The organism is Enterococcus sp. DIV1328a, from assembly GCF_050536905.1.
GTDB lineage: Bacteria > Bacillota > Bacilli > Lactobacillales > Enterococcaceae > Enterococcus > Enterococcus faecalis.
The window spans coordinates 137774-158065 of record NZ_CP172912.1; the positions used below are offsets into that span (position 1 = coordinate 137774).

20 protein-coding genes are annotated in these 20292 nt (G+C 38.4%); 12 read left to right on the forward strand and 8 right to left on the reverse strand.

Translation table 11 applies throughout. The annotated features are described in order from the left end of the window. Positions 1 to 180 precede the first annotated feature (180 nt). The 4 genes from IGL93_RS00630 to deoD all read left to right on the forward strand — a co-directional run bounded on the left by IGL93_RS00630 (position 181) and on the right by deoD (position 3802). Positions 181 to 774, forward strand: a complete 594-nt coding sequence (locus tag IGL93_RS00630) for a TMEM175 family protein (RefSeq protein WP_002367631.1) — start codon at positions 181 to 183, stop codon at positions 772 to 774. Between the two features lie 301 nt (positions 775 to 1075). Then, on the forward strand, positions 1076 to 2242 hold the full coding sequence (deoB, locus tag IGL93_RS00635; protein WP_002373817.1) for a phosphopentomutase: 1167 nt from the start codon (positions 1076 to 1078) through the stop codon (positions 2240 to 2242). A gap of 16 nt (positions 2243 to 2258) precedes the next feature. Next, on the forward strand, positions 2259 to 3077 hold the full coding sequence (locus IGL93_RS00640; protein WP_002356180.1) for a purine-nucleoside phosphorylase: 819 nt from the start codon (positions 2259 to 2261) through the stop codon (positions 3075 to 3077). A gap of 17 nt (positions 3078 to 3094) precedes the next feature. Then, on the forward strand, positions 3095 to 3802 hold the full coding sequence (gene deoD, locus IGL93_RS00645; RefSeq protein WP_002356181.1) for a purine-nucleoside phosphorylase: 708 nt from the start codon (positions 3095 to 3097) through the stop codon (positions 3800 to 3802). Positions 3803 to 3841: 39 nt separating this feature from the next. On the opposite strand, the gene IGL93_RS00650 is transcribed toward deoD, so the two are convergent. Next, positions 3842 to 4780 (reverse strand): iron-hydroxamate ABC transporter substrate-binding protein, encoded by a 939-nt coding sequence (locus IGL93_RS00650; protein WP_010713626.1) that lies wholly within the window; start codon positions 4778 to 4780, stop codon positions 3842 to 3844. A gap of 230 nt (positions 4781 to 5010) precedes the next feature. Here IGL93_RS00650 and IGL93_RS00655 point away from each other — a divergent pair, with 230 nt between their 5' ends. From IGL93_RS00655 to IGL93_RS00670, 4 genes are all read left to right on the forward strand, one after another. Then, positions 5011 to 5817 carry an ABC transporter ATP-binding protein gene (locus IGL93_RS00655; protein WP_002356183.1) on the forward strand — a complete coding sequence of 269 codons (807 nt, stop codon included), beginning with the start codon at positions 5011 to 5013 and terminating at the stop codon, positions 5815 to 5817. Next, positions 5814 to 6824: a FecCD family ABC transporter permease gene (locus IGL93_RS00660; protein ID WP_010775503.1), complete on the forward strand. Its 1011-nt coding sequence runs from the start codon at positions 5814 to 5816 to the stop codon at positions 6822 to 6824. Before IGL93_RS00655 ends, IGL93_RS00660 begins: the two co-directional genes overlap by 4 nt. Next, positions 6821 to 7825: a FecCD family ABC transporter permease gene (locus tag IGL93_RS00665; RefSeq protein ID WP_010707976.1), complete on the forward strand. Its 1005-nt coding sequence runs from the start codon at positions 6821 to 6823 to the stop codon at positions 7823 to 7825. The genes IGL93_RS00660 and IGL93_RS00665 overlap by 4 nt, the downstream gene beginning before the upstream one ends. Before the next feature lie 128 nt (positions 7826 to 7953). Continuing rightward, positions 7954 to 9141, forward strand: a complete 1188-nt coding sequence (locus IGL93_RS00670) for an iron-containing alcohol dehydrogenase (protein WP_002356186.1) — start codon at positions 7954 to 7956, stop codon at positions 9139 to 9141. A 56-nt stretch (positions 9142 to 9197) separates the two neighbouring features. Here the strand turns inward: IGL93_RS00670 and gpmA are convergent, their stop codons facing one another. The 7 genes from gpmA to rpiA form a co-directional block, all read right to left on the reverse strand. Further along, positions 9198 to 9884, reverse strand: a complete 687-nt coding sequence (gpmA, locus tag IGL93_RS00675; RefSeq protein ID WP_002359343.1) for a 2,3-diphosphoglycerate-dependent phosphoglycerate mutase — start codon at positions 9882 to 9884, stop codon at positions 9198 to 9200. 178 nt (positions 9885 to 10062) lie between these two features. After that, on the reverse strand, positions 10063 to 10695 hold the full coding sequence (locus IGL93_RS00680) for a hypothetical protein (RefSeq protein ID WP_002396702.1): 633 nt from the start codon (positions 10693 to 10695) through the stop codon (positions 10063 to 10065). After that, positions 10679 to 11323: an ATP-binding cassette domain-containing protein gene (locus IGL93_RS00685; protein ID WP_010713623.1), complete on the reverse strand. Its 645-nt coding sequence runs from the start codon at positions 11321 to 11323 to the stop codon at positions 10679 to 10681. Before IGL93_RS00685 ends, IGL93_RS00680 begins: the two co-directional genes overlap by 17 nt. Continuing rightward, positions 11320 to 13332 carry an ABC transporter permease gene (locus IGL93_RS00690; protein ID WP_010775504.1) on the reverse strand — a complete coding sequence of 671 codons (2013 nt, stop codon included), beginning with the start codon at positions 13330 to 13332 and terminating at the stop codon, positions 11320 to 11322. The genes IGL93_RS00685 and IGL93_RS00690 overlap by 4 nt, the downstream gene beginning before the upstream one ends. Before the next feature lie 57 nt (positions 13333 to 13389). Beyond that, positions 13390 to 13716 carry a hypothetical protein gene (locus IGL93_RS00695; RefSeq protein WP_002396699.1) on the reverse strand — a complete coding sequence of 109 codons (327 nt, stop codon included), beginning with the start codon at positions 13714 to 13716 and terminating at the stop codon, positions 13390 to 13392. 462 nt (positions 13717 to 14178) lie between these two features. After that, positions 14179 to 14754 (reverse strand): recombinase family protein, encoded by a 576-nt coding sequence (locus tag IGL93_RS00700; protein ID WP_010713621.1) that lies wholly within the window; start codon positions 14752 to 14754, stop codon positions 14179 to 14181. Positions 14755 to 14795: 41 nt separating this feature from the next. Continuing rightward, the gene (gene rpiA, locus IGL93_RS00705; protein WP_010713620.1) at positions 14796 to 15476 is read right to left on the reverse strand and encodes a ribose-5-phosphate isomerase RpiA; all 681 of its coding nucleotides are present in this window, start codon (positions 15474 to 15476) and stop codon (positions 14796 to 14798) included. Between the two features lie 344 nt (positions 15477 to 15820). Between rpiA and rpsL the strand changes: the two genes are divergently transcribed. The 4 genes from rpsL to tuf all read left to right on the forward strand — a co-directional run bounded on the left by rpsL (position 15821) and on the right by tuf (position 20263). Beyond that, positions 15821 to 16234 (forward strand): 30S ribosomal protein S12, encoded by a 414-nt coding sequence (gene rpsL, locus IGL93_RS00710; protein ID WP_002356190.1) that lies wholly within the window; start codon positions 15821 to 15823, stop codon positions 16232 to 16234. A gap of 55 nt (positions 16235 to 16289) precedes the next feature. Continuing rightward, positions 16290 to 16760: a 30S ribosomal protein S7 gene (gene rpsG / locus IGL93_RS00715; RefSeq protein WP_002356191.1), complete on the forward strand. Its 471-nt coding sequence runs from the start codon at positions 16290 to 16292 to the stop codon at positions 16758 to 16760. Positions 16761 to 16843: 83 nt separating this feature from the next. After that, positions 16844 to 18925 (forward strand): elongation factor G, encoded by a 2082-nt coding sequence (fusA, locus tag IGL93_RS00720; protein WP_002356192.1) that lies wholly within the window; start codon positions 16844 to 16846, stop codon positions 18923 to 18925. A 150-nt stretch (positions 18926 to 19075) separates the two neighbouring features. Then, a complete protein-coding gene (gene tuf / locus IGL93_RS00725; protein WP_002356194.1) occupies positions 19076 to 20263 on the forward strand; it encodes an elongation factor Tu in 1188 nt (395 codons plus the stop codon). Positions 20264 to 20292: the final 29 nt, after the last annotated feature.

Consider the following 20292-nt stretch of genomic DNA (forward strand, 5'->3'; position numbering starts at 1 on the left):
CAAAAAAGCGAGTTGATAAAGGTAACTTTTCTTTTTTCTTTTGGCTGTTTTTTACAATTCGAAGGAAGTGTCGAAATTTTGAAAAAAACCAACAAGTCTAGCAGCTTTTTTTTCAAAAATCGTTGGTTTTTCTGCTATACTTTTGTTTGTAGTAAGAATAGGAAAAGTGGAGGACGTTCAATGAATAAAACACGTGTAGAAGCATTTAGTGATGCAGTCATTGCCATCATCATGACCATCATGATTTTAGAAATTAAGACTCCTCAAGTGGGTGTTTTGGCAGGTTTGATAGAAAATATCCCATATTTTTTATCGTTTATTGTCAGTTTTATTTTTATCTGTATCGCTTGGTACAATCATCATTACATAATGTCCGTAACTCATTGGTTTTCTAAAAAAGCGTTTTGGGCAAATAATTTTTGGTTATTCTCCATGGCCTTCATTCCGGTAGCAACTGCTTGGGTGAGTGAATTTTGGTGGATGCGGGCACCTGTTTATTTTTATCTTGTTGTGTATACGGTTTGGGATTTTGCCTACTTCTTGCTAACAAGGATCATTTATGAAGACAATGTAGTGAAAGATCCACAAGGTGCAGCTAAGTTAAGAAAATCGAAATCTTATAGTAAGGCAACAAAAATCATTCATCTTTGTCTTTTCGCAATCGGATATATCGGCATTTATTTTTATCCGCCCATTGGCATTGGTGTGATTTTATCAGAAGCGGTTATCTGGTATTTAAATGTGCCAAAAGAGGGAGACCGCTTGGAGTGTTAAAAGTTTCGATTGTATAAAGAGTCGTGTTCTTTTTAAAGAGCAGGCTATTCGAAAAAAACAATAAAAAAGTTTCCTAATTACGGTGGGAGACTTTTTTTCTTTCAATTTTTAAGCCCTGCTAAAATCGAAGGAATCAGTGAAAATTTTAATGCTCTTTCAGGCAATAATAGCGGATTCATGGTATAATTGAAGAGCTGAGAATAAATAGATTATTCTGTTTGATTCTCGAGACTATTTAAAAGGCTAGCGTAAAATAATTGTCATTCTTGACGTATTTACGACCTTAGAGGAGGAAGCAAGTGTGTTTAAACGTGTTCATTTAATCGTACTAGATTCAGTCGGTATTGGTGAAGCACCAGATGCTGAAAAATTTGGAGATGTCGGCAGTGATACACTGGGTCATATTGCCAAAGAAGCGGGACTAACCATTCCTCATTTAGAAAAACTTGGATTGGGAACTATTGCTCCTTTAACAGGTGTCAAAGCAGTGGCAGACCACGATGGCTATGCCACCAAATTAGAAGAAATTTCTGTTGGAAAAGATACTATGACCGGTCACTGGGAAATTATGGGCTTGAACATCAAAAAACCTTTTCGAGTATTCCCAAACGGCTTTCCTGAAGAATTACTGAAACAAATTGAAGATTTTTCTGGGCGAAAAGTTGTTTGTAACAAACCATATAGCGGGACAGCAGTCATTGATGATTACGGCGAACATCAAATGAAAACAGGGGATTTAATCGTTTATACTTCAGCGGACCCTGTTTTACAAATTGCGGCGCATGAAGACATTATTCCATTAGAAGAATTGTATAAAATTTGTCAATATGTTCGTGACATTACGAAAGACGAACCTTATATGATTGGTCGGATTATCGCTCGCCCGTATGTTGGTGAACCAGGTAATTTCACTCGAACCAGTAACCGTCATGACTATGCTTTAGATCCTTTTGGCCATACTGTTTTAGATTCGTTGAAAGAAAACGGCAATGATGTGATCGCTGTTGGGAAAATTAACGACATCTTTAATGGACAAGGAATTACTGAAGCTATCCGCACGAAGAGCAATATGGATGGGGTGGATCAATTATTAACGGTCATGAAGAAAGATTTCACAGGTTTAAGTTTTACTAACTTAGTGGATTTCGATGCGCTGTATGGCCACCGTCGTGATGTGAAGGGCTATGCAAAAGCCATCGAAGATTTTGATGGTCGTTTGCCAGAGATTATGGCAGCTATGGCCGAAGATGATTTGCTTTTAATTACAGCAGATCACGGGAATGACCCAACTTTCCCAGGAACAGACCACACACGTGAATATGTGCCTTTATTGGCTTATAGTAAAAAAATGACAAAACAAGGCAGCTTGCCACAAGGATTTTATTCAGATATTTCAGCAACGATTGCTGAAAACTTTGAAGTTCCTGCAACGGAAAACGGTCAAAGCTTTTTAAATCAATTACAATAATTCGAGGAGGCAACACATGACAACGTTAACGAACCATTTAAACGAAACAACTGAGTTTTTGAAAGAAAAAGGGGTGCAACAAGCAGACTTCGGTCTAATCTTAGGTTCTGGGTTAGGTGAATTAGCTAATGAAATAACCGATGCGATTGCTATTCCTTTCTCTGAAATTCCCCATTTTTCTGTTTCAACAGTCGTTGGACATGCTGGACAATTAGTTTACGGAACGCTTTCTGGAAAAAAAGTTTTGGCGATGCAAGGACGTTTTCATTATTATGAAGGACATTCGATGCAAACGGTCACTTATCCCGTTCGTGTGATGGCTGCTTTAGGCATTCATTCAATGATTGTAACCAACGCAGCTGGTGGCGTAAATGAAACATATACACCGGGGAATTTGATGTTAATCAATGACCACATTAATTTTACAGGCGATAATCCGTTAATTGGTGAAAATGATGAAGAAATCGGGCCGCGTTTTCCAGATATGAGTCATGCTTACACGCAAGAATATCGGGAAGTGGCAAAAAAAGTGGCTGCGGAACAAAATATTGATTTAAAAGAAGGCGTGTATATGGGCTTTTCTGGCCCGACATATGAAACGCCTGCAGAAATTCGGATGTCACGGACGATGGGTGCGGATGCAGTTGGCATGTCAACTGTTTCGGAGGTCATTGTAGCTGTGCATAGTGGCATGAAAGTACTAGGCATCTCTTGTATTACGAATTTAGCAGCTGGTATGCAAAGTAGTTTAAATCATGCAGAAGTAGTTGAAACAACTGAACGCGTTAAAGGACAATTCAAAGAGTTAGTGAAAGCAACACTAGCAGCTTTATAAAAAAGGAGTAAACCAGAATGAGTGTGCATATCGAAGCAAAACCAGGTGAAATTGCCGATAAAATTTTACTACCAGGGGATCCCCTCAGAGCAAAATATATTGCGGAAACTTTTTTAGAGAATCCTGTCTGCTATAATCAAGTTCGTGGAATGTTAGGTTACACAGGAACATATAAGGGACAGCGTGTTTCGGTCCAAGGAACAGGGATGGGGATGCCTTCAGCAGGTATTTATGCCCATGAGTTAATTAACTCTTACAATGTGAAGAAGTTAATTCGTGTTGGTACGTGTGGTTCTATTTCAGAAAAAGTCAACGTTCGTGAATTAGTTATCGCACAAGCAGCAGCGACACCTTCTTCCGCGATTCGCAATGATTTTCCTAAATATGATTTTCCACAAATTGCGAGCTTTGATCTTTTACTCAAATCTTACGAAATTGCTAAAGCAAAAGGCTTTACTACCCATGTTGGTAACGTATTGTCAGATGATGTTTTTTACAAAGATAGCTTAGATGATGTCTTTCGTTTAGGTCGATACGGGGTATTAGCGATTGAAATGGAAGCGGCAATGTTATATTATTTAGCAGCAAAATTTGATGTAGAAGCATTGGCGATTATGACGGTGAGTGATAGCTTGGTGACAGGCGAAGAAACAACGGCAGAAGAACGCCAAACGACGTTTAATGAAATGATTGAAGTTGGTTTAGAAACGGCAATTGCTAATTAAAAAAATGCTTGGATGATTATTTTCATCCAAGCATTTTTTTTAATTTAAGAGCGCTTTTTTTACATCTTCAACAATTTGAGTATTCGCAATAGGTCCGTTGTATAACCAACTACTTTTTTTATCATAGGTATGAACTTGGTTATTTTTCACAGCAGGTAAGTTCTTCCAAATTGCTTCTTGGAAAAGAGGTGCTGATTCATCGCTGTTTACAAGGAAAATGTGGTCTGCGTCAAGCTCAGCTAATTTTTCTAAAGAAACTTGATTCCAATCCGCAGTAGCGTTTTTAGAAATTTCTTCCACTAATTTTGGAACTTGGAGGCCTAAGTCCTGATAGAGCACAGTTCCGCTTGAGCGATTATCGCTAACCATAAAGACTTGGTTGTTGGTTACCCATAAGACTGCCGCAGATTTGCCAGCATCTTTTTTGCCAAGGTCTTCTTGGACGCCTTTGGTTAAGGTATCATAATCTTCTAACACTTTTTTCGCTTGTTCTTTTTTATCTAAAACAGTGGCAATATCTTCCAATTGATCACGCCAGGTGACATTTTCGCCGTTTTTGACTACATAAGTTGGCGCAATTTTACTGTATTCTTTGTATTTACCGCCTTCAACTAGAGCAGATGAACTGATTAATAATAAGTCAGGTTCAAATTTTAGAACCGCTTCATATGGCAAGTCATAGGAAATAGTGGGGACATCTTTCAATTCTTTCGCTAAATAATCTTGAATGCTGCCTTGTCCAACTGTCCATTGTGCCACTGGTTTTTCTCCTAGTGCAACTAGATAATCTTCTAAATAGCTCGCAATAATCCGTTTGGGTTTCGCGGGGACGGTTACTTTATTGCCTAAGGTATCTGTTACTTCATGTGTTTTGTCAGCGTTATTGGCTTCTTTATTCGTATTACCACAAGCTCCGAGTAAGAATGAACCAAGAAGAAGGGTGGTACCAATTAGGACCGTCTTTTTTAAAAGTTTCATTGTGTAACTCCTTTATTTTTAGTTGATAACGATTCTCATTATCAGTTAAAAACGACGGTTTGTCAATCATCGCTTGCTTTTTTGAGCAAATAAGTTGCATTTTTTAGATAATTCGTTTTTTTGATTGGAAGAAACATTGCTTTTTAAGGAAGGCTCTTTTATAATCAAGGAACAATGAGTGAGAACGATTCTCAATAAATGTAAAATAACGACAAAAAAATTAAAGAGGAATGGTTATGAATTATTTAGAGGCAGAGGACTTAACTACAGGATATGGTCGTCAAGTGATTAGTGAAGCGCTGAACTGTTCATTTGAAGCGGGAACTATTACAAGTATTATTGGACCAAATGGTTGTGGCAAATCGACCTTGTTAAAAACACTTGCGCGTATTTTGCCAGCTGAGAAAGGCAAGGTGTTCATTAAGAACCAAGAACTTCAACATTTTTCTTCAAAAGAAGTGGCGCAAGAACTAGCGATTTTATCACAAACGCCAGAAAATACAATCGATTTATCTGTTTTTGACCTCGTCTCTTTCGGGCGATATCCTTATCAATCGGGCTGGAAAAGTGTCACCACAGAAGATCAAGAGTACATACAATGGGCATTAGAATTAACAGGCTTAACTGAGTTAGCTAGAGAGTCTGTGGCAATTTTATCAGGTGGACAACGGCAACGGGTTTGGATTGCTATGGCGCTAGTGCAGGATACAGATATTTTAATTTTAGATGAACCGACCACCTATTTGGATCCTGCGCATCAGCTAGAAATTTTAAATGTGTTAAAACGAATCAATCAAGAACATCAGAAAACTATCGTGATGACGATTCATGATATTAATTTAGCTTCTCGTTTTTCTGATCGCGTGATTGCGATGAAAGAGGGAAAGATTATCAATGAGGGAACACCGCAAGAAGTGATTACTGTTACTGGCTTAGCAGATGTTTTCGCTATTCAAGCAGAAATTAGTTATCATAGTCAGACACAGCGGCCACTAGTGCTTTCTTATGAGTTGATGGAAATGGAGCTGGATGGATGAAAGGCATAAGCGGATTTTATAGACACCAATGGCAAGTGTTGCTTGTCTGTCTTTTTTTGCTGCTGGGGACAATGCTTCTGTCGCTGATGTTTGGTGCGACGTCGGTTTCGATTCAAACGATTATTGAATCATTTACGCACTTCGATGCGACCAATCAAGCGCATCAAGTCATCCAAACGGTTCGGTTGCCGCGGATTTTAGGTGCCGCTTTTGTGGGAGCAAGTTTAGCGGTGAGTGGGGCGTTAGCGCAAGGGATTACGCAAAACCCATTGGCAGATTCTGGCTTGCTGGGTATCAATGCTGGGGCTGGCTTGGGCTTAGCGCTTGTTTTTGCTTTCCTCCCTCAGGCAAGTTATTGGTGGCTTTTAGTTGTTTCTTTTCTTGGTGCCGGCGTGAGTGTGGCACTGATTTATTATCTTTCTAATCATTCAATTCGAGGAGCAAGCCCCATGCGTCTGACCTTGGTGGGGGCTGGTATTAGTGCCCTTTTTTTATCATTTAGTCAATTCTTAGCCATTCAGTTCAATTTGAGTCAAGAGTTAACGTTTTGGTTTCTTGGCGGCGTCAGCGTTATTTCTTGGGCACAATTAAAAATAGTCGTCCCGATCTTTCTGGGCGCATTTGCATTAGCAGTTCTGATTAGTCCGTCGATGACTATTTTACGGTTTGGCGATGATGCAACAATTGGTTTGGGGCGAAATCCGCAGCGTATTCGGTTGTTTGCCAGTATAACGATTTTGCTTTTATCAGGATTGTCTGTGGCGCTGGTTGGCTCGGTCAGTTTTGTTGGTTTGGTGGTGCCTCATGTGATGCGAACAGTTTCTGGAGAAAATTACCGTCGCTTGATTCCGTTCTCGGCGTTAGGCGGTGCGCTCCTCGTTTTGGTGGCAGATTTAATCGCTCGAATGGTGAATCCGCCTTTTGAAACACCATTTGGGATTATCACGGCCTTAATTGGCATCCCATTCTTTCTTTATTTATTTCGTAAAGGAGGGCAACTAGGATGACACAGAAAAAAGTGTCCCGTTGGGTGGCTGTCTTAATAGTTGGGATTATCCTAACTGCTTGTATCAGTTTAACGCAAGGGGAATTATCTGTTTCCGTCATGGATTTAAAAGCCCTTCTTTTGGGACAGGGAAGTCAGGCCAAACAACTGTTAGTTTGGGATTTTCGGTTACCACGGATTGTGCTAGCGGTCCTTTCGGGCGCAGCTTTAGGCTTAAGCGGCGCTATTCTTCAAGGGATTACTCGGAATCCGTTAGCAGATACTGGGATTTTAGGCATTAATGCGGGTGCGGGTTTGGCAGTGATTTTGTTTATTAGTTTTGTTGAGACGACAAGTATCACAACGTTTGCACTTCCGCTCGTGGCCTTAGTTGGCGGCTTGCTAGCGGCTGTTGGGATTTTAGTAATCGCGTATCATCATCGTTTAGGATTGACGCCAGTTCGAATGGTCTTATCGGGTGTCATTTTGAGTACGGGTATTTCAGCACTCACCTTATTAATTACATCAAAAATTGACACTGAAAAGTACCGTTTTGTTACAATGTGGCAAGCAGGCAGTATCTGGGGTAGTAATTGGTTCTTTGTGGGCGCTTTGTTGCCTTGGCTAGTCATCGGGTTCTTTTTTGCGATGAAGCGTCATCGTCTGTTGGATATTTTACAATTGGGGGACGAAACAGCTATTTCTGTAGGTATTGCTGTGAAAAAAGAACGAATCGTTTCGTTGCTGTTAGCGGTGATGTTGGCGGCATCAGCGATTTCCGTTACAGGGGGAATTAATTTTTTAGGTTTACTTGCGCCACATATTGCTCGCAAATGTGGTTTTACGCAACAAAAACAGGTATTGCCATTGGCGGCGTTGTTTGGGAGTTTACTTTTATTGGTTAGTGATACGATTGGTCGGCTATTGCCTGGCAATGGAGAAATGCCTGCAGGGATTATTGTTGCGATCATCGGTGCGCCTTATTTTCTTTATTTGTTAATCAAAACAAGCGATTCGTTATAAAAAAGAATCAAAAGCTGGGTCAATTGGTCGTTGTGAAAGCAACTGTCATTTGCTCGGCTTTTTGATTGGCGGATTTTTGAAAAAATAGTATGATAAATGCGTAAGAGCATTGAATGGAGGATGAAAGAATGGAAAACTTTAATTTTTATGTACCAACAGACATCCGTTTTGGGAAAGATCGTTTAGACGAATTACCTGCTGTGTTAGATCAATTTGGCAAAAATGTCTTACTTGTTTATGGTGGCGGTAGTATCAAACGTAATGGCTTGTACCAACAAATTACTGATTTGGCCCAAAAAAACGGGCATACATTGATTGAGTTGAGCGGTGTCGAACCAAACCCGCGCATTGAAACCGTTAGAAAAGGAATTGAGTTGTGTAAAGAAAACCAAGTCGATGTTATTTTAGCAGTTGGCGGTGGTTCAACCATTGACTGTTCCAAAGCAATAGCTGCGGGCTTTTATTCGGAAGAAGATATCTGGACAGTCATTGCAGCCAGAAAAGGGTATACAGGTCCTGCTTTACCAATCGTGACCATCTTGACTTTAGCAGCGACAGGTAGTGAAATGAACGCAGGTGCTGTCATTTCTAACTTAGAAACCAATCAAAAATTAGGCTTTGGTGGTCCGAATATGATTCCAAAAGTTTCGTTCTTGGATCCAACGAATACTTTTACGGTTCCTCAAAATCAAACAGCAGCTGGCTCAGCGGATATTTTCAGTCATTTGATTGAAAACTATTTTAGTATTTCGACAGGCACGGACGTCCAAGATTTTGTGTCAGAAGGCTTAATGCGAACGGTTATCAAAAATTGTCCTATTGCTTTAGAAAATCCAGAAGATTATGATGCACGTGCTAATTTAATGTGGGCAAGCAGTTTAGCCTTAAATGGTTTAACAGGGCGCGGCAAACAAGGTGTTTGGTCTTGTCACCCAATGGAACATGAATTAAGTGCGTTTTATGACATTACGCATGGGATTGGCTTAGCAATTTTAACGCCTCGTTGGATGAATTACGTTTTGTCTGAACAAACCGTAGGCAAGTTTGCGCAATTTGCTCGAAATGTTTGGGGAATAGTCGAACAAGAAGAGGAAGTAGCAGCGAAAAAAGGTATTCAAGCATTATATGATTACTTTGTGGCTTGTGGCATTCCAATGACATTACCAGAAGTTGGCATCGAAGCAGATAAATTTGAAGAAATGGCACAACAAGCTGTGGACCATAGTGCAATTGCCGAAAAGGCTTATGTGCCATTGGATGCAGCGGATATAGTAGCGATTTATAAAGATTGTTTAACCGAAAGTCAATTTATTTAATCCATAAAAAAGCGGTTTGCCTTGGCAAACCGCTTTTGTTAATAAGAAACAGGTTCTTATAAGTAGTATTTTTCTTTCACAGTTAAATCATCGTTTAATTCATAAACTAATGGTTTACCTGTTGGGATTTCAAGATCCATAATATCTTCATCAGAAATGCCTTCGATGTGTTTAGCTAAAGCACGTAATGAATTACCATGAGCCGCTACTAAGACAGTTTTGTTGTCTTTTAAAGCTGGCGCAATTTCATCTTGCCAGAATGGTAATGCACGTTCCAAAGTAACTTTCAAGTTTTCGCCACCAGGAATATCGCGTTGGTCTAACATTGCATAACGACGGTCGTTTGCTGCAGAACCTTCATCTGTTGCTTCCATTAATGGAGGAAGAGTATCGTAAGAACGACGCCAGATGTGGACTTGTTCGTCTCCGTATTTTTCAGCAGTTTCTTTTTTGTTTAGTCCTTGTAATTTACCATAGTGACGTTCGTTTAAGCGCCAAGATTTGATTTGAGGTACCCATAATTGATCTGAGTATTCTAGTAAATAGTTACAAGTTTTGATGGCACGAGTTAAAACAGAAGTATAAGCAACGTCGAATTCGATGCCTGCTTCTTTAATTTTACGGCCGCCTTCTTTTGCTTCTTCAACACCTTCAGGTGCTAAATCTACGTCAGCCCATCCAGTAAATTGGTTTAAGGCATTCCATTCGCTAAGTCCATGACGAGAAAAAACTAATTTTGGCATGTATAAGCTCTCCTTTGAGTTTAGTTTTCTGAAAATAAGATTTCCACGTTTATTGTACACCGTTTTGCGCAAGATTTCCAATGGAAAATAGTAAAAAAACGTGAAAGTTGCTGAAAAGATAGAAAGATGGATACCTCTATTTAGTTTGAACATTTATGGAGTAGTAGTTATAGAAATATTAATTGGTTCTTTCAAAGGAAACTTTGACATCAAATGAGTTTGACTTTAGTAAAAGTAAACTTCCTTTTTTTAAGTCAATGTCAAGTGTTTGTTGCTCGTCATTTAATTCACTCAGTTGTTCATTCTTTTGATTATCGCTTTGAATTAACTGAATTCGTTGCTCCTTTTGTAAAGCAGTAAAGGTAACCTGATACTTTCCAGAAGCTATTTGACTGCCAACATAATATGTCCCTATTTTCGTTAGAGTAAAAGCTTCTTTGCTGCCTAATAGCTTAAACGGTACCGGTGTGAATTGGACGGTTGTATTTGCGGGAATTTCAATTGAATCATCGTTAGTTAAATAGACACCAGTAAAAGTTTTGCCCATGGGTGGAATCATAGAATCAGCAGAAGCCGCTGAAGTATCTTTCATAGCAGTTGTCGAGATTTCATAAATCCCTGTTTTTTCTAGGGACATGTTTTTGTTTTTAGAAGTATTATTAGAAAGCACTTGTTCCTGTCCAGGGTTATTTTTTTGTTTGAAAAGGGCTAGTTGAGGCTGTTCCGTCTGTTTTTTAAAGAGAAAATAGTAACCGCCTAACGAAACCAGTATCAAAAAGAGTGGGACTAATAGTTTAGTTTTCGTAATCATTATTGTTTCCTCCAGCTAATAGTTTTTCTAGGTTTATAACAACATCTACCTGATTATAAATATGTGGATCATGAGTAGCGATGATCACGTAAGTTTCTGGTGTTGCTAAATCTAATATACGAGCAATGATATCCGCACCGGTCTTTTCATCTAACGCTCCAGTAGGTTCATCTGCTAAAATAATTTTTGGTTTTTTTAATGCCATTCTAGCCATTGAAACACGTTGTGCTTGTCCTCCCGATAGTTCATATATCTTGGATTTTAGTAAGTCTGAATCTAATCCATAATCTGAAAGCGCTTCTATTTGTTGGTCGATATTCTTATTTACGAGGGATAAATTATAAGCAACGGTTTTTTCATCAATTAAAGCATAATTTTGAAAAACGTAGCCGAGATACTCTTTGAAAAATTTTTGTTCTTTGATTTTCCAAATGTTTTGGTTATCAATTGAAATTTGTCCTTGTGTTGGTCGAATGATTCTTGCTAAGGAATTAAGAATCGTTGATTTTCCAGAACCGGAAGGCCCAATAATGGCATAGGTTTTATTCGGTTCAAATTGTAAATTAAGGTTTTCGTAGATTACCTTTTCTTGGTATTTTTGTGATAAATTCGCTACATAGATGGTCAAATTTCAAAATCTCCTTTCAAGAAATCGCTGGTTCTTTTTGAAATAATCCTTTTTAAAATGAAAAAAACGAGTACGATTTCAACGATGCTACCTAATAGAAGTAGATATTTAATTAGCGCTTGATTGGTAATTAAAAAGGCAACAATAAATGTTAGCAGTAATAAAACCAAATAATAGCTAAAAGTCATCAGAAGCACTTGATTTAGATTGATGCCTAACAAGCGTTTAATACTAATTTCTTTTAAGTGCTGTTTTAACATACCTGTAAAAAATTGGAGCAAGAGCATAAATTGAACCATGACTAAAACGCCAACAGCTAATTTGGCACTGTTGATTCGATCAACCAGCCGATTCATTTTAAGTTGAATAGATTTATACGGACTAATAACATCGGCAATGTTTTTCGTTAAAGAAGTATCTGCTGTTAAACGAGCAAGAGCATTGGCAGAAAAAAGACCATTAGTGATGTTGTTATAAGTTGAAACGGCAGAAGGGATGGCTAAGACCGTTTCCATGTTTAAAACGACTATAATTTCATCTAGGTTGTATTGAGTCCGGCTTTTATCGAAGCGAGTTAATTCTGCTCCTTGGTAATCAAATAGAAATGTTTTTCTACCATTTGGCACAAAAACTATCTTAAATTCACTTCTTTTGATATCGGAGTCACGAAAAAATTCCATATATGTAGCGTTTTTGACACTTTCGATGTCTGCTTTGTATTTATGAGGAACATACATGGTAGCAGGAACTTTGGATTGCCTATTTTCTGTTGTTTCATTTTGTAATTGCCGATTGATTTGATACGCGTTGTTGTTCATATAAGTAATATGTTTAGTTACTTCTGGCTTAACCTTATCTTTAGCATAATTTTTAAGTATTTCTTGCTTTTGCTGACTAGACAACTGTTCAGGGATGATAATTGCTGATTGTTGGGCGAAAATATAATCCTTTTCTGAAAAGTAATTCATAAATTTTTTGCCATAGTCTTCATCGGCACTGACATCGATAAATCCATTTTTTACTTGTTGTTGATCACTAGGGAATTCAACAAGAAGCGTGCGATAATCCTTTAATTGTTGCCAAGGTTTTAATCCTTGAATATGTTGTGTTAAAATAGCTTGCTCGTTGGTCAGTTTATTTAAAATCAGTGGAATCACTAAGAGTGTAACAACAATTCCAAAAAACCAAATAATATTTACTAATATAGGCATATTTTTGCCTTTTAAAATTGCTAAAATATTGCCATATTTGGTCAACTGATAAAATAAGACGCTGCCAAGGGTAATTAATAAAAGTAAGAAGATGGCATTAGTTAGTAGGATGGAGAGTAGAGAAAGTGCGCTCATAGAAAGCCAATTATTTTGGGTGATTAGCAGAAATACGCCAAATAGACTGACGGAACTCACTATGATTGTTAAGCAATCGGTTAACCAACTTTTCCAAGCAAAAATGGCTCCTTTGCCCATAAAGCGTGCCACATAGGTTTTTTTACGGTATAAGTAGAGAATCGAAAAATAAGCAAAAAACAGTGCCAATGTTAGGCTCCATAAACCAACTGCACGAATGCCGTCAGACCAAAGAGCTGGGCCTGCGAGATACCACTGCAATTCCATACTTTGCGGCTGAACGCCTTTGTTTTTTAACTGTTGGAGCGTTTCCTCAGTAAAAGCCTTATCGGAATAATAACTACTTTCGAAGGAAACATTCGCTAATTTTTTGAGATTTGTTTCAAATTTTTGTTTATTTTCAAGAGTAGGTAGGAAAGCAAAGTAACTTTCATTCCCTTGATCATTTAAATAGGTTCGAAAGAGTTGTTGCTGATTCTTTTGACTATTTTCTGCTAAAAGCTGGTAAATTGTATGGGAACTGATTTTTTCTGTGTCGCTGGATAATTGAATCAGATATTTAGCGGGGAATTTAATATCATCGGCAATTTCTTTTAATTGCGTAAGGCCAATCAATGCGAAGGTTGATAAAGCAAAGATTAGTAAGATACCACGTGCTTTCATTCCTCAAGTCCTTTCTTTATAAAAAGTGCGAGGTACTCCTTTTTGAATTAACTCATTTTAAAATGCATACCAACCATAAAAAGCATCTAAACGAACATCGTTCCAAGCTTTTGTAGCATCAGCTCTAGCCCAACCATAATTTGCAGCAGATCTAGCTTTTACTCTACCAAACATATTTTTGACAGCTGAAGAAGAGCCGAGTCTGACAGGAGCTTGTAAATAATAATAAGACCAACCGTGATTACCGCTTCTTCCGTAATTCCAAGTATCATAATAAGTTGGATGAGGGCGAGCGATAGTTGCTTGTGCGACAGTGCTACCAACACCAATAGTGAACAATAGAACACTTAGGGAAACTACAGCTTTTACTACTAATTTTTTCATAAAAAAACCACCTTTTTCATCATTTTTTTTGTACCTCGCATTAAAATTATATAACAACAAGAACTGTTGCACAACAAAATTTGAATAAAAAAATTAAATAAAATTTAAATAAAAAAACATATAATTAATAATTTGTGAAGATAATAGGGATAAAAATGAGGGGTCTTACAAGTGATTGAGGAGAGGGGGAACTGTATAAAATAAATTCAATTATTTTTAAATTAATAAAAAAATAAAAAGTTTGAGTGCGGGAACAGAACCAACTCCGAGAAATAAGTCAAAATTCTTCAAAAATTAAAGAAAATTTTTCGGAAATTTCTTCTTATTTCTCGGAGTTAAACAGTTCTGTCCAGACCTCAAACTCTAAAACTTAAAATAAACGAGTAGAAATAAATTAAAACGCTTTGAGAGACTAGATGGATTTATCAAAAGCTTAAAATCATTCTTTTAGTAATTTTATTCTTAGGAATACAGCCGCTCGACATCTGTCTCAGGTAAATTGATGTACTTATAACAAGTGCCCACCGAAACGCCGCATTTATTAGAAATAAATTGGATTGTTTCTTTGTTTTCATAATATAATGCACGGATTTTGCGGACGGTACGTCCATCAATTTTTGGACGTCCACCTACTTTTCCGTTTTCACGAGCTTTGTGGAGCCCAACGAGTGTTCGTTCTTTAATTAGTGCACATTCCATCGCAGATAAGCTCTCCATTAATTGGAAATAGGCTTCACCTGTTGGAAGGTGAGTATCAATTCCTTCTGAAATGCTGACAAAATCAACTTGTTTTTTCTTTAACATTTTCATAAAGTCTGTTAATTGGCGGGTTGTTTTACCTAAATGGTGCAATTTACAAACAATAAGTGTATCCCCAGCAGAAAGAAGTTTTTCGACTTCGTCTAAGACACTGATCTCCGCTTGAGGATCAAATGTCTCTTGGAAAATATCATCACAACCAAACGATTGGAGAGTGGTTAGTTGATTTTTTAAATCGTCTTCAATAATAGTTGTGCGTGCATAACCAATTCGTTTCATATATTATCCTTCCTATATAAATAATCTTTTTTCACACATTCTTAACGTGCGGGAACATGTAAGGTTTTCGGTCCAGCTTCATAACCGACGATTACCATAGAAACCATATTTAAAAATAAGCCGTGTTCAACGACGCCAACCAAGTTGTCTAAATAAGAACCTAAAGCTTCTGGATCTGTAATTTTTTCTAAATGCAAATCGATGATATGGTGGCCTCCATCTGTTATTAATGTTTCGCCAGCAGCGTTTAAACGAAGTGTTGGGTGATAGCCTTTTTCTTCAAATAAATGCACTAGTTGGCGGCTGCCATAAGGAACAACCTCAACTGGAAGTGGGAAAGCCCCTAAATCGTCCACCATTTTTGATTTATCCACAATCCAAATACATTTCTTTGAATAAGTGGCCACAATTTTTTCAAAAAGTAAGGCAGCGCCACCGCCTTTGATTCCTTGAAAATCAGCGCTGATTTCATCGGCGCCATCAATCGTAAGATCTACATACGGAACCTCATCAATACTTTTTAAAGGAATGCCCAAGGCCAAGGCTTGTTTCTCTGTTTCTTTTGAAGTAGTAACCCCTACGATTGACAATCCTTCTTCTTTTACGCGACGACCAATTTCGTCTACCATAAATTTTGCTGTTGAGCCAGTACCCAAACCGACAATCATGCCGTCTTCTACATATTTTGCAGCTTCGATTCCTACCATTTGTTTCAGATTCATCGCTGTTTTCCGCCCCCTTCAATAGTCAAAGATATTGTACCGTTAATTAACTAAAAAAGATAGAAAGTTTTTGAAAAAGTCATAAAAATTTTTAAAGGAAAAGTGCGTTTAAATAGAAGGAAAAGCTTTTTTTCGAAAGGCGAAAGAAGAGGGTTGACAGCTGATACTTATCGTGGTATCCTAACAAAGGTGCTTTATCTACAGGTTCCTTATAGGGACGTGCTGACTGTCTATCAAAGCATATTTGATAAAGAGTGCAGAGATTGCATTATTTTTTATCGCGAAAAAAGAACCACCTGGATGTGTGGAACTAGAAGCGAAGTAAGGAAGGAGGAGAACAAGGAATGCCTACAATTAACCAATTAGTACGTAAACCTCGTAAATCTAAAGTAGAAAAATCTGATTCACCAGCCTTAAACAAAGGATATAACAGTTTTAAGAAAACTCAAACAAACGTTAACTCTCCGCAAAAACGTGGAGTTTGTACACGTGTGGGTACGATGACACCTAAAAAACCGAACTCAGCTTTACGTAAATATGCCCGTGTTCGTTTGTCAAACTTAATCGAAGTTACAGCTTATATCCCAGGTATCGGTCACAACTTACAAGAACACAGCGTGGTATTATTACGTGGTGGACGTGTAAAAGACTTACCAGGGGTACGTTACCATATCGTTCGTGGTGCGCTTGATACTGCCGGTGTTAACGACCGTAAACAAAGCCGCTCTAAATACGGTACAAAACGTCCTAAAGCTTAATTATAATAAGACAATAACAACTTGAAAAATCATATTTCGGAAGGAGGAGTTACGGATGCCTCGTAAAGGTCCTGTTGCAAAACGTGATGTTTTACCAGATCCAATTTATAACTCAAAATTAGTAACTCGCTTAATCAACCGTGTAATGGTTGACGGTAAACGCGGGATTGCTGCTAACATTATCTATAATTCATTTGATATCATCAAAGAATCTACAGGTAACGATCCATTGGAAGTTTTTGAACAAGCAATGAAAAACGTTATGCCTGTTCTTGAAGTTAAAGCACGTCGTGTTGGGGGTTCTAACTACCAAGTACCAGTTGAAGTTCGTCCAGAACGTCGTACAACTTTAGGTTTACGTTGGGTAGTTAACTACGCACGTCTACGTGGTGAACACACAATGGAAGAACGTCTAGCGAAAGAAATCATGGATGCTGCTAACAACACTGGCGCTTCTGTTAAAAAACGCGAAGACACACACAAAATGGCAGACGCAAACCGCGCATTTGCTCATTATCGTTGGTAAGATCCTCTCTGTCTGTCGCGTAAAGTGGCAGCAGAAAGTCAATTTACAATCGATTTAAATAAAGAGAGGAGTAAACATACAAAATGGCAAGAGAATTTTCACTTGAAAAAACTCGTAACATTGGTATCATGGCCCACGTTGATGCTGGTAAAACAACAACAACTGAGCGTATCTTGTACTACACTGGTAAAATCCATAAAATCGGTGAAACCCATGAAGGTGCTTCACAAATGGACTGGATGGAACAAGAACAAGAACGTGGTATCACGATTACATCCGCTGCGACAACTGCACAGTGGAAAGGCTACCGTGTAAATATCATCGATACTCCAGGACACGTGGACTTCACAATTGAAGTACAACGTTCTCTACGCGTATTAGATGGTGCGGTAACAGTTCTTGACTCTCAATCAGGTGTAGAACCTCAAACAGAAACTGTTTGGCGTCAAGCGACTGAATATAAAGTTCCTCGTATTGTATTCTGTAACAAAATGGATAAAATCGGTGCGGACTTCTTCTATTCAGTAGAATCATTACATGATCGTTTACAAGCAAACGCTCATCCAATTCAAATTCCAATCGGAGCTGAAGAAGACTTCACTGGAATCATTGACTTGATTAAAATGAAAGCTGAAATCTACACAAATGATTTGGGAACAGATATTCAAGAAACTGATATTCCTGAAGATTATTTAGAAAAAGCGCAAGAATGGCGCGAAAAATTAGTTGAAGCTGTTGCTGAAACTGACGAAGACTTAATGATGAAATATCTTGAAGGTGAAGAAATCACTGAAGAAGAATTAGTCGCTGGTATCCGTCAAGCAACAATCAACGTTGAGTTCTTCCCTGTATTAGCTGGTTCAGCATTCAAGAATAAAGGGGTTCAATTAATGTTGGACGCTGTTCTTGATTACTTACCATCTCCATTAGATATCGATGCTATCAAAGGGATCGATACTAAAACAGACGAAGAAACAACTCGTCCAGCTGATGACGAAGCACCTTTCGCTTCATTAGCATTTAAAGTTATGACTGACCCATTCGTAGGTCGTTTAACTTTCTTCCGTGTTTATTCTGGTGTCCTTGAAAGTGGTTCATACGTATTGAACGCTTCAAAAGGCAAAAAAGAACGTATCGGTCGTATCCTACAAATGCACGCCAACACTCGTCAAGAAATTGACAAAGTGTACTCTGGTGATATCGCTGCTGCTGTTGGTCTAAAAGACACAACAACTGGTGATACATTATGTGCATTAGATGCACCAGTTATTCTTGAATCTATTGAATTCCCTGATCCAGTTATCCAAGTCGCTGTTGAACCTAAATCAAAAGCTGACCAAGATAAAATGGGCGTGGCTCTACAAAAACTTGCTGAAGAAGATCCATCATTCCGCGTTGAAACAAACGTTGAAACTGGTGAAACAGTTATCTCTGGTATGGGTGAATTGCACTTAGACGTTTTAGTAGACCGTATGAAACGTGAATTCAAAGTTGAAGCTAACGTAGGTGCTCCTCAAGTATCTTACCGCGAAACATTCCGTGCTGCGACTAAAGCAGAAGGTAAATTCGTTCGTCAGTCTGGTGGTAAAGGACAATACGGTCACGTATGGGTTGAATTTACACCAAATGAAGAAGGTAAAGGCTTCGAGTTTGAAAACGCAATTGTCGGTGGTGTGGTTCCTCGTGAATACATCCCAGCAGTTGAAAAAGGGTTAGAAGACTCTATGAACAACGGTGTTCTTGCTGGTTATCCATTAGTTGATATCAAAGCAAAACTTTACGATGGTTCATACCACGATGTCGATTCAAATGAAACGGCCTTCCGTGTAGCTGCTTCTATGGCATTGAAAGCTGCGGCTAAAAATGCAAACCCAGTTATTTTAGAACCAATGATGAAAGTTACAATTACTGTTCCTGAAGATTACTTAGGTGATATCATGGGACACGTAACAAGTCGTCGTGGACGTGTTGAAGGTATGGAAGCACACGGTAACTCTCAAATCGTTAATGCGATGGTACCTTTAGCTGAAATGTTTGGTTATGCTACAACATTACGTTCAGCAACACAAGGACGCGGTACATTTATGATGGTATTTGACCACTATGAAGACGTACCTAAGTCTGTTCAAGAAGAAATCATCAAGAAAAACGGCGGCAACGCATAATTTTCCTTGAGAATAAAAGGTTTGTTTTTAGAACTATCCTTTTTTCAAGATTTCGTGTAAAATAGCTTATGATGATCAGACGATTTTTAGTAACGTCTATCACATATAAAACAAACAATAAAATTTATATTTTTAGGAGGAACATTCAAAATGGCAAAAGAAAAATTTGACCGTTCTAAATCCCATGTTAACATTGGTACTATCGGACACGTTGACCATGGTAAAACTACATTAACAGCTGCAATTGCTACTGTATTATCAAAACACGGTGGCGGGGAAGCACAAAGCTACGATTCTATCGATAACGCTCCAGAAGAAAAAGAACGTGGAATCACAATCAACACTTCTCATATCGAATATGAAACTGAAACTCGTCACTATGCACACGTTGACTGCCCAGGACACGCGGACTACGTTAAAAACATGATCACTGGTGCTGCTCAAATGGACGGAGCTATCTTAGTAGTTTCTGCTGCTGATGGTCCTATGCCTCAAACACGTGAACATATCTTATTATCACGTAACGTTGGTGTACCATACATCGTTGTATTCTTAAACAAAATGGATATGGTTGATGACGAAGAATTATTAGAATTAGTAGAAATGGAAGTTCGTGACTTATTATCAGAATACGATTTCCCAGGCGATGATGTTCCAGTTATCGCAGGTTCTGCTTTGAAAGCTTTAGAAGGCGACGAGTCTTATGAAGAAAAAATCTTAGAATTAATGGCTGCAGTTGACGAATATATCCCAACTCCAGAACGTGATACTGACAAACCATTCATGATGCCAGTCGAAGACGTATTCTCAATCACTGGACGTGGTACTGTTGCTACAGGCCGTGTTGAACGTGGTGAAGTTCGCGTTGGTGACGAAGTTGAAATCGTTGGTATTAAAGACGAAACATCTAAAACAACTGTTACAGGTGTTGAAATGTTCCGTAAATTATTAGACTACGCTGAAGCAGGCGACAACATCGGTGCTTTATTACGTGGTGTAGCACGTGAAGATATCGAACGTGGACAAGTATTAGCTAAACCAGCTACAATCACTCCACACACAAAATTCAAAGCTGAAGTATACGTATTATCAAAAGAAGAAGGCGGACGTCACACTCCATTCTTCACTAACTACCGTCCTCAATTCTACTTCCGTACAACAGACGTTACTGGTGTTGTAGAATTGCCAGAAGGTACTGAAATGGTAATGCCTGGTGATAATGTTGCTATGGACGTTGAATTAATTCACCCAATCGCTATCGAAGACGGAACTCGTTTCTCTATTCGTGAAGGCGGACGTACTGTAGGTTCAGGCGTTGTTACTGAAATCGTTAAATAATTAACTTTTTAACTATAGCTTTAACCAGC

Bases quoted from the DNA above. Each gene is read 5' to 3' on its own strand.
- IGL93_RS00630 (WP_002367631.1), top strand. From the start codon at position 181: ATGAATAAAACACGTGTAGAAGCATTTAGTGATGCAGTCATTGCCATC.
- IGL93_RS00640 (WP_002356180.1), top strand. From the start codon at position 2,259: ATGACAACGTTAACGAACCATTTAAACGAAACAACTGAGTTTTTGAAA.
- deoD (WP_002356181.1), top strand. From the start codon at position 3,095: ATGAGTGTGCATATCGAAGCAAAACCAGGTGAAATTGCCGATAAAATT.
- IGL93_RS00650 (WP_010713626.1), bottom strand. From the start codon at position 4,780: ATGAAACTTTTAAAAAAGACGGTCCTAATTGGTACCACCCTTCTTCTT.
- IGL93_RS00655 (WP_002356183.1), top strand. From the start codon at position 5,011: ATGGTTATGAATTATTTAGAGGCAGAGGACTTAACTACAGGATATGGT.
- IGL93_RS00660 (WP_010775503.1), top strand. From the start codon at position 5,814: ATGAAAGGCATAAGCGGATTTTATAGACACCAATGGCAAGTGTTGCTT.
- IGL93_RS00665 (WP_010707976.1), top strand. From the start codon at position 6,821: ATGACACAGAAAAAAGTGTCCCGTTGGGTGGCTGTCTTAATAGTTGGG.
- IGL93_RS00670 (WP_002356186.1), top strand. From the start codon at position 7,954: ATGGAAAACTTTAATTTTTATGTACCAACAGACATCCGTTTTGGGAAA.
- gpmA (WP_002359343.1), bottom strand. From the start codon at position 9,884: ATGCCAAAATTAGTTTTTTCTCGTCATGGACTTAGCGAATGGAATGCC.
- IGL93_RS00680 (WP_002396702.1), bottom strand. From the start codon at position 10,695: ATGATTACGAAAACTAAACTATTAGTCCCACTCTTTTTGATACTGGTT.
- IGL93_RS00690 (WP_010775504.1), bottom strand. From the start codon at position 13,332: ATGAAAGCACGTGGTATCTTACTAATCTTTGCTTTATCAACCTTCGCA.
- IGL93_RS00695 (WP_002396699.1), bottom strand. From the start codon at position 13,716: ATGAAAAAATTAGTAGTAAAAGCTGTAGTTTCCCTAAGTGTTCTATTG.
- IGL93_RS00700 (WP_010713621.1), bottom strand. From the start codon at position 14,754: ATGAAACGAATTGGTTATGCACGCACAACTATTATTGAAGACGATTTA.
- rpiA (WP_010713620.1), bottom strand. From the start codon at position 15,476: ATGAATCTGAAACAAATGGTAGGAATCGAAGCTGCAAAATATGTAGAA.
- rpsL (WP_002356190.1), top strand. From the start codon at position 15,821: ATGCCTACAATTAACCAATTAGTACGTAAACCTCGTAAATCTAAAGTA.
- rpsG (WP_002356191.1), top strand. From the start codon at position 16,290: ATGCCTCGTAAAGGTCCTGTTGCAAAACGTGATGTTTTACCAGATCCA.
- fusA (WP_002356192.1), top strand. From the start codon at position 16,844: ATGGCAAGAGAATTTTCACTTGAAAAAACTCGTAACATTGGTATCATG.
- tuf (WP_002356194.1), top strand. From the start codon at position 19,076: ATGGCAAAAGAAAAATTTGACCGTTCTAAATCCCATGTTAACATTGGT.